This is a genomic window from Nocardia sp. NPDC024068 (assembly GCF_040638875.1).
Lineage (GTDB): Bacteria > Actinomycetota > Actinomycetes > Mycobacteriales > Mycobacteriaceae > Nocardia.
Map to the genome: position 1 here is coordinate 143717 of NZ_JBEZYU010000006.1, position 8098 is coordinate 151814.

Genomic DNA, 8098 nt, shown 5'->3' on the forward strand with positions numbered 1-8098 from the left:
GCGCATTCCGGAACCGGCAGCCTCGTCACTGCCTGTCGTTGCCGCCTAGGGCTATCGGTGGAGGATTTCGCCAAGCGTTTCGGTATTTCCGACGATGTTGTCACGTGGATCGAGGTCAGCGGCGGGAGGCCGTCTGACTTGTTCTTGCAGAGACTGTACGTCCATCCCGAACTCGGTTTGACCGAAGCTCAGGTTGTCGAGGCGGATGCGTTGCTGACGCACGGATCATCGGTTGCTCTGGTAAAAGCGGCTGCACGTGTCGGTAATAGAGAGATCCTGAACTCCCAACTGCGACGCTTCAAACGTGATCTCCGTCGCCGCTTCACCGGTACCGGAATAGATTTCGATGAGGCATGGGCGGCCATTCAATTCACGGCTCACACCCGCATTATGGAAGCGCCGGACGACGTCCGGATGCGGCAGTGGCTCGAAGAGATCGCCGACTCGGTGCTATCCGGTGAGATCGAGGCCGGCTATGAGCTGGTGGCACCGGCGGAGGTGGACCGGCGGGATGAGTGGGTCCACACCCTGTATGACGTCGTCCGTGCGGAGTTGGCACGTAACCCGCGTGGTATGGCCGAGGCGATCGCACGCGCCCTGTTCAGATCCGAACGAGAGTGGGGCCGCCGGGGTTTCGATGTCGAGTCCGAACTCGTCCCGATGCTGAGCTGGCTGTTCCTCGAGGATCATGACCTGATCGATGAGAGTTCCGGAGAGATCGTCCGCCGTCGTTTCGACGCCGATTTCCGGATCATGGAGGCAATCCTGCGCCTGGTCCTTGGAGAGCGTGTCCCGAGTACGGTAGAGCGAGTCCGGGATAAGGGAAAGCGAGTACCGGATGTGGTGCGCGCCTCCGATTTCCGCCTCGTAGAACACGTATTGCGGGAGCGGGCGGCGAGCGGGCGGGGTGACCGAGTGTTCCGCCGCAATGCCCTGAACGCATGGTTCGACCGGGTCGGCGGCCTCCCCGCTGACGCGGCGGCGCAGCGACGGGAAACCGACGAGGCACGCCGCTACCGACTACGGTCTGGCACCGGCTCCACGGACGACGACGGACTGGACACGCCGCTCGGAGGGCTAGAGGAGCTCGCCGGCGGACAGTCAGGGTCGGCTGTCGATGTGGGCGAACTGCTGCGAGCGGCGCATCAGGGCGATCAGCTCGCTCTCGCGCGGCTGCGGACCCATTTCGTCCCGGAGGTCTATGGGAAGTTCGTGCCCAAGCCCCCCGAGGGTGATCCGTGGCTCGCCTACGTCCTTACCATCGACACCCTGCACAGCGCCCTCGATGCCGTTCTCGATCGAGAGCTCGGTGCGGACCCGGAGCGGGACTTCGAGGTCGCCCGGGCCGAGGCCATCCGTGCCACCCCGCTGGCGGCCGCGTTGAAGGCGCGCCTGCTGCGCGATAGCGGCGCGGCGCTCGCGGGCCGGGCGGATCTCCGGGAGCGCATCGAGAGCACCCCGCCGCATATCGTCGCGCAGGCCATCCGCTGGATTGCCGACGACAGTGATGTCGGCCTGGATGTCGCTGAGCTGGAAGCGCTGCTCGAGCACATCCAGAGCTTCGGGTCGACGCACCGGTGCCTCCGAAGCGATCGACTTACCTACCCCGACCTGGGAACTCTTGTCGCCGACCTGCGTCGGGCCAACGGTTTCACCAGACAGGACGAAGTGGATCGCCTGGCCGGTTTCCGCACGGATGCGACCCGCACGATCGAGGCCTCGGGTCGCGGTGCGATCGATGTTGTCGCGGGAATATTCCAGCTGGTGTGGCTGCCACAACCACTGTGGAATCCGATCGTGGCGGAATTGGCTGATGGACACCTGGATTCGTTCAGCACGTCTGCCGCGGCACACACTACGTTCCACAGCTATATCGCCGCTTGTCGCTGGGCGGCTCGGTCGCCCAGCGACAGTTCGCGACCGATGTCCCGACGGGAACTCGCCGAGCTGCTCGGTGTCAGAGTAATCACGATCCGGAGGCTGGAAACCGGTAGCCGTGGACCCGCAACCGACCCGGAGTTTCGTACAGCCCTGTACCAGGCTCTCGGTGTAGCCGAAGTCGAGTGGGAAGCGGCGGAATCGCTGTTCGAATCCGGCCTGGATGGTGCCCAGGTGAAAGCATCTCTGCGACAGAATGATATCGAACTTGCTGATCAATTGGAGCAACAGCTGGCCCAATTCGATGAGGCCCTTCGTGTCCGGGTAGGCTTGCATGTGGAATCGCCCGACGAGAGTGTCATCGAATCACTGCGATCGGAGATTCGTGCCCGGATCCTCGATGCCCCCGACGATGTTGCTGTACAGGATTGGCTCTTTGCCGTCATCGATCTGCGACTCACCGGAGATCCGGGCGTATGGCTGAAGTTCTACCGTGAGACCAATCAGGTGAGTCAAAAGCAACTCGCCGCAGACGCCCGTGTCGCGCACAGCACAATTTACTCGGCAGAGCGCGGCATTAATCAACTCGCGCCGGAAACGTGGTGGAAATTGTTGAGGGCGCTCGATATCCCGGATTGGTATCGAGATCTCTTCGCGCGAGAATTTATCGCCGGATTGGATGCGTTCAGCACAAACCCAAAAAAGCACCGTACACTCAATAGTCTCCTGCCCGCCCGCCGTGCCGTCAAGGGCCTGACTACGCGTGGGCTCGCGAGTATCTCCGGTGTTTCCCTGAACGCTGTGGAGAGGGCGGAAAAGAGTTCTCCGGGCCAAGAGCTTCGTGGTCGCAGCCTGTTCAAACTGGTTGTTGCCCTGGAGATTCCCAGTGCTGACTCGAGCGCTGCCGCGCTGGCGTTTCTTCCGGGACGGATCGATTCATTCGACATCGATCCTGCGACGCACTCCAGAATCGGCAGTTTCGTCGCCGCCTGTCGTTATCATCTGGGGCTCACACTGCGAGAATTCGCTGAGCGGTTCGGTGTTTCCGAGAACATTGTCACGCTGGTCGAGGTCCGTGGGGTGTTGCCTGCTGCCTCATTCCTGCGTAGTTTGTGCGCCGATCCTGCTCTCGGTTTCACCGAAGCGCAGCGTGTAGAGGCGGATGCGCTATTTGCGGATGGATCGGCGGTGAATCTGGTGAAAACTGCCGCGCACGTGGGTAATGCAGTGATTCTGAATCAGCAACTGCGTCGCTTCGAAGGTGATCTTCGCGGCCGTCTCGCAGCTGCCGTCGCCGGTGTCCGTATCGATGTCGATGATGAGTGGGCGGCAATACAATTCACGGCTCATACCCGCCTTCGGGAGGCTCCGGACGGTGTTCGGATGCGGCAGTGGCTCGAAGAGGTCGCCGATACGGTGTTGTCCGGTGATATCTCCGACGGCTACATGTTGGTGGCGCCGGCGGAAGTGTACCGCCGCGGTGAGTGGGCCGATACGCTGTCCGGCGTTGTCCGTGCGGAGTTGGAGCGTGATCCGCGTGGTATGGCGGAGGCGATGGCATGCACTCTGTTCAGGGTCGAACGGGAGTGGGGCCGGGTTGGTTTCGATGTCGAGTCCGAGCTGGTTCCGATGCTGCGCTACGTATTCCTGGACGAGCATGATCTGATCGATGAGGATACCGGGGAGGTCGTCCGCCGTCGTTTCGACGCCGATTTCCAGATTGTGGAGGCGATTCTCCGCCTGGTTACGGGAGAGATGGCGACCGGGGAGCGAATTCCGGATGAGGTACGTGCCTCCGATATCCGTCTCGTTGAACACGCGTTGCTGGAGCGGTCGCTGGGTGAGAACGGTGATCACGAATCCCGTCGCCAGGCCGCGAACGCGCGATTCGACTGGGTCGGCGACCTCCCCGCCGCGATGGCGGCGCAAAGAAGCGAGATCGATGATGGGACCGCGTCGCTGAAAAAAGCTGTGCGACAAGATAGTGTCCATCTCACCGGTCACCTCGACCGGAAGTTGCAGCAGTTCGATGAGGCCCTCCGTGCGCGCCTGGCCCTGCATGTGGAGTCGCCCGACGAGAGCGTTGTCGAATCTCTGAGATCGGAGATTCGTGCCCGGATCCTCGATGCCCCCGACGGTGTCCCTATACAGGCTTGGCTTTTCGCCATCATCGATCTGCGACTTACCGGAGATCCCGGCGTATGGCTGAAGTTCTACCGTGAGACCAATCGGGTGAGCAAGCAGCAACTCGCCGCAAACGCCCATGTCGGGAGCGCCTCCATCTACTCGGCAGAGCACGGTGGGCATCGAACCTTGCCGGAAACATGGTGGAAACTGTTGGCGGCGCTCGACATCCCGGATTGGTATCGCGATCTCTTTGCGCAAGAGTTCCTCTCTGGATTGGACTCGTTCAGCACGGACCCCAAAAGGCATCGTGCACTCGATAGTCTCCTACTCGCCCGCCGTGTCACCAAGGGCCTGTCTCGGAGTGAGCTTGCGAGTAACGCCGCCGTTTTCCCGAGTACCGTGTCCACAGCGGAAAGTGGTCTTGCGTGGCGAGAACGGCTCGATGACAGGCTGTTCAAATTGGTTTCCGGCCTCGATATTTCTGGCGAAGCCGCGAGTATCGCGGCGCTGGCGTTCTTTCCGGGACGGCTCGATTCGTTCGACATGGATCCTGGGGCGCATTCCAGAATCGGCAGTTTCGTCACCGCCTGTCGTAATCATCTGGGGCTTACGATGCGAGAATTCGCCGAGCGTCTCGGTTTTGCCGAGAGCACAATCTGGTCAATCGAATCCGATAGGGTATTGCCAACTGGCACGTTCCTGCACTGGTTGTTCGCGGATCCCGATCTCGGCTTGACCGAGGACCAGCGCGTCGAGGCGGTTGAGCTGCTCATGGATGGACCTGTCGTGTCCCTGGTGAAAACCGCGGCGCGTGTCGGCAATGCAGTAATTCTGATCCAGCAACTGCGTCGCTTCGAAGGTGATCTTCGCGACCGTCTCGCCGGTGCCGGTGCCGGTGTCCGCCTCGATCTCGAGGCTGATTGGGCGGCAATACAATTCACGGCTCATACCCGCCTTCGGGAGGCACCGGACGGTGTTCGGGTGCGGCAGTGGCTCGAAGAGATCGCCGATTCGGTGCTGTCCGGTGAAATCGAGACCGGTTATGAGCTGATGGCACCGGCGGAGGTGGACCGGCGGGATGAATGGGCCGTCACTCTGTATGACGTCGTCCGTGCGGAGTTGGCACATGATCCGCGTGGTGTGGCGGTGGCGATCGCGCGCACCCTGTACAGGTCCGGACGGGATCGGTGGCGGACAGGTTTCGATGTCGAGTCCGAACTTGTTCCGATGCTGCGCTACTTGTTCCTCGACGATCATGATCTGATCGACGAGAGCTCCGGAGAGATCGTCCGCCGTCGTTTCGACGCGGATTTCCAGATCATGGAGGCTATCCTCCGCCTGGTCACGGGAGAGCGAGTCTCCGATGAGGTGCGCGCCTCGGATATCCGCCTCGTTGAACACGAGTTGCTGGAGCGGTCACTGAGCAGGCAGGGGGAACAGAAGTCCCGGCACCAGGACGCGAAGGCTGAGGGAAACGTGGACTGAGCGACAGCGAAGCCCGGCCTGTGTGGGAAGTCTTCACCGGCCTGCCATCCCCGGAGGCGAAAAAATCTTTCGCCGACGAGTTTTACGCCGCCGATGACCACACGCGGCCCAGTGGCCGGTCCACGCGTCTACCGCACCCGGGCTAGTACATCACCGTCACCTTGCCTGATGGTGAATCCGGGCAGCAGGACGCGTCCGGTGGTTTCGTCTCCGATGCCGCCGGCCCGGCAAAGGGAGCAAGTCATAGCCACTCGATCGAGTACGGCAACTACAACGGCCGACCAGCGGTGTCGAAACGCCTGGCCGTCCCATTCGCATCGGAGTCCGCCATGCATACGGTATTGCGTCTGCTACCGGAGGCCGCGGTACTCAGGGCGGTGTGGGATGTGGTTCCCGTCGCCCGGCGGCCGCTCGAATCCTGCGGAACCCGTCTCGTCACGGAGCGGCTCGACGGAGCCCCGCGACCGGCGCCGATATCGAGCGGCCGGAATTCGCTCGCGCGGTTGTCACCGCGCCGGCGCGACTGTATCGGGATGAGCCGGGCGAGGAGCTGCGCGGCGAGCAGGCGAATGCCCTGAGGGCAGGCGGCTTCTCCGTTGATGATGCGCCCTTGCGGCTGATGCGCGATTTTCCGGTGCGCGTAGCCGACGATATACATCGGATCTTTCCGGAGACCGCACGCGAGATGGGCCTGTTCGCTCCGGAGGAACTCGCGGCCCGCCCGGGCCCGGCACCACCGAAACGTCGGCGGTCCAGGCTGATTTACGGCGACCTCTACTGGTGATCACCGAACTACGTGCCATGATCATCGGCAGCCTGTTGCGAGAACTGGCGGCCCGCCTCGGTGCCGGCACGGCCGGCCGGAACCTGGCCGCTGTCGCCGGTGAGCTCGCCGATGAACTGATCGATCAGACCGTCGCCGGCAGGCAGTAGTTCATGTTCCGCTACCACCTGGCCCGGATGGGACCGGAGCGTAGGAGCTGTCCGCCGGGTGGGTAGCCGCGTTGTCGGGTGCGCCGTGACAGGTGGCGCAGGAGTTGGTCGATTCTGCCCACCGAGCCGGTTCCCGGTTGTGGGAATCGGGCGGTCCCGCGTCGGTGGAAGTATCTGGCCTAGTGGCAAGTGGTGACCTGGCCCGTTGACAGGTCCTGCTGTGAGCTGGTGGGCAACGTGCGCGAGGAGGATCCGGAACTGCCCGAAGACGTGGCCGAGCAGGCACCGGATATCGGATTCCGGCTCGACTCGTCCGATGCGGATTCCGCAGGGGAAATGGCGATCGGGCACTCCGGGGATGGTGAGGATCGGTGATGGCGACGAGGATCGGAGTCGACCCGGTATGGCACGGGGACGCGGCGAAATCGGTTGCCGAGGTCGAGGTGGCCCCTTATCCGGCGTCGGTTTTCGATGATGTGGAAGAGGTAGATCGGGCCGCGGGCCGTGGTCGGAATGGTCCTCCGATTCTCGGTTCCGATTGGTGATCTAGGTGGCTATTCCTTTTCCTCCTGCGGATTTGGCGGGTCTGCTGGGTTGGGTGGGTGGTAGTGAGATCCCGGTGGGGAACGAGGATTTCGCGGAGTTCATGCGGGAGGGTTTCGAGGAGCTGGAGCGGCAGCTTCTCGAGGAGGAGTTGGTGCGGATCGATGCGGCGATCGCGGGGGTGGAGGGGGCTTATCCGGAGGGTGCGGGTGGTGCGGCGATTCTCGCCGGTCTGCGGGATGTGCGTGCGGATGTGGAGCAGGCGGGGGAGGAGTTCGGTCGTCTGGCCGATAGTATTCATGAGTTCGGTGGGGAGATTGTTGCTGCCAAGTGGAACGGGATTTTCGGGCTTACTTGGTTGGCGGGGGAGCTGATCTGGGCGGCGACGTTGGGGCCGGGGGCGTCGTTGGCGCAGGTGGCGGCTATTGCGGCGACTCGGTCTTTCTTCCGGATGATCGGTTTGCGGTTCTCGGCGTTTATTCGGGGGAGGTTGTCGGGTCTGGTTGTCGAGCGGGGTTTGCGGACGCAGTCGTCGCATTTTCTGTATGAGGCGGTTCAGGAGGGGTTGATCGAGTTTGCGCAGGGGATGGTCCAGGAGGTGGTGGTTCAGAACATATTGATGGATAAGGGCTATCAGGAGGGTTACGACTGGGGCGAGCTCGGTACGAATGCGGTGGTGTCGTCGGGGGCTGGTGCGGCGGCGGGTCTGGGTGGTCATTTCTTGTTTCGGGGGGCGGCGCGGTTGCCGTGGGGGCCGGATCGGTGGGGTGGGTTGGCTCGTGGTGCGTTGGTGGGTTCGGGGGCGGGGTTGGTGGGGGCGACTGTGGCGTGGGCGATCACGGGGGGGATGACCGGGAATTGGGCGTTCGATCCGCGGTCGTTGACCGGTGCGTTGGCCGGTGCTGCGCCGAGCATGGTTTATGGGTGGCAGGGTGGTGGGGATTATTCGGGTAGGCGGATCACTCCTGATGACTATCGGCGGGTGCGGGTCGGGAATCCCGGGCTGGGCGACACTGCGGATGCCATCGAGAAGCGGAACAGGCCGGAAGGGCAGTCCGGAGCGAACGGGACAGGTGACTCCGCGGGTGCGGGTGGACCGATATCGTCCACCGCGAACGGGGCGGGGCCGGCT

General features: G+C 62.9%; 3 protein-coding genes (1 of these 3 only partly in view). All 3 read left to right on the plus strand.

Going from position 1 to position 8098, the window contains the following annotated elements:
* On the plus strand, positions 1-5490 hold the final stretch of the coding sequence (locus tag AB0F41_RS09335) for a helix-turn-helix domain-containing protein (RefSeq protein ID WP_357422288.1). Its footprint begins 62667 nt before the window's first position; only the last 5490 of its 68157 coding nucleotides appear in the window; its start codon lies beyond the left edge, outside the window; its stop codon occupies positions 5488-5490.
* A gap of 780 nt (positions 5491-6270) precedes the next feature.
* Positions 6271-6423, plus strand: a complete 153-nt coding sequence (locus AB0F41_RS09340; RefSeq protein ID WP_357422289.1) for a hypothetical protein — start codon at positions 6271-6273, stop codon at positions 6421-6423.
* Positions 6424-6615: 192 nt separating this feature from the next.
* Positions 6616-6798: a hypothetical protein gene (locus tag AB0F41_RS09345; RefSeq protein ID WP_357422290.1), complete on the plus strand. Its 183-nt coding sequence runs from the start codon at positions 6616-6618 to the stop codon at positions 6796-6798.
* The last annotated feature ends 1300 nt before the right edge of the window (positions 6799-8098 follow it).